Origin of the sequence: Moorena sp. SIO3H5, assembly GCF_010692395.1 — a bacterium.
In the GTDB taxonomy this organism is placed as follows: Bacteria; Cyanobacteriota; Cyanobacteriia; order Cyanobacteriales; family Coleofasciculaceae; genus Moorena.
In genome coordinates, this window is the sequence record NZ_JAAHHS010000754.1 from 1 (window position 1) to 1463 (window position 1463).

Annotated in this window: 2 protein-coding genes; one reads left to right on the top strand and one right to left on the bottom strand. The window is 48.3% G+C overall.

The features are described 5' to 3' along the window. Window positions 1-261 (top strand): DUF3352 domain-containing protein (locus F6K52_RS36250; RefSeq protein ID WP_293090052.1); only part of this gene is annotated, 261 nt, incomplete at its 5' end. Window positions 262-532: 271 nt separating this feature from the next. Here the strand turns inward: F6K52_RS36250 and metK are convergent. Continuing rightward, window positions 533-1463 (bottom strand): methionine adenosyltransferase (metK, locus tag F6K52_RS36255; protein ID WP_293090054.1); only part of this gene is annotated, 931 nt, incomplete at its 5' end.

Here is a 1463-nt window from a genome sequence, read left to right on the forward strand (position 1 = left end):
TCCGTACCAACCAAACCTAATCCCAACACTGGTCAATTTTTCCTTGATGTTGAACGTACCCTCAATAGCAGTAATCTCAATCTCGCTCAACTACCAACCCAGCAAGAAATCTTAGCAAAGGCAATTAACACCATCGGCTTAACCGTTGCCAAAATCGACCCCAATAGTACCCGCTTTCAACTTTTTGTTCAGTTGAAAAAACAGTCTCAACCCAGTCAACCTGCTGAAACTAAGAAGGGAGATAATCAGGAAAAACCCTAGAGACGTTATTAGGTCAGCGGTCAGCAGTCAGCGGTCAGCGGTCAGTGGTCAGGGGTCAGTGGTCAGGGGTCAGCTTATTTTATTCAAAAGCGGTTTCCTTAGCCTGGCCTACGGCCAAGGGCTGAACGCGCACGCGTGCGCGTAGCGCATTGGCTGATAGCTGATTGCTGATAGCTGATTGCTGATTGCTAATAGCACTAGGCATTAGGCTTTAACCATCCCTAAAGCCTAATGCCTAATACCTAAAACCTTAACTTAACCGAGTACTAGTTTATGCCATCGATACAGCACCAGATTTACCAGCAGCTTCCCTCAGGATTTCTGCTTTATCAGTTTCTTCCCAAGGCAGAATCAAATCGCTACGCCCGAAATGACCATAAGCTGCCGTGTCTTGATAGAAACGACCACCCCGTTCTGCGGGTAATCCGCGCAGATTGAACGTTTGGATAATTCCAGCAGGACGCAGTTCAAAATAGTTGTTGACCAATTGCAGCAAAATCTCCTCGTCCACCTTACCAGTGCCAAAGGTTTCTACAAGGATACTCACGGGTCTAGCCACCCCAATCGCGTAACTCAGCTGGACTTCGCATTTGTCTGCTAAACCTGCTGCCACAATGTTCTTAGCTGCATAGCGACAAGCATAGGCAGCGGAACGGTCTACCTTAGTGGGGTCTTTGCCAGAGAAAGCACCACCACCATGGCGTGAGTAACCGCCATAGGTGTCTACAATAATTTTGCGACCAGTTAAACCTGCATCACCTTGGGGACCACCAACCACAAATTTCCCTGTGGGGTTCACTAGGAAGCGTGTGTTGTTATCCGGCTTAATCTCGATATCTTGGAAACAGGGTTCCACCACTGCTGACCACAAGTCATCTTTAATTTTTGCCTGGACAGCTGCCTCATCGGTAATATCACCAATAGTGGCATCGTGTTGGGTGGAAACCAGAATCGTGTCAATCCCAACCGGCTTGCCATCTTCATAAACCACACTGACTTGGGTTTTGCCATCAGGACGCAGGTAAGATAAATCACCAGTTTTACGTACAGCTGCCAGGCGGCGAGAAACCCGATGAGCCAAACTGATCGGCATAGGCATCAGTTCTGGAGTTTCGTTGCAGGCAAAGCCAAACATCAGACCTTGGTCCCCTGCACCGATAGCATCCAGTTCATCCTCACTCATTTCCTGCCGACTTTCCTGG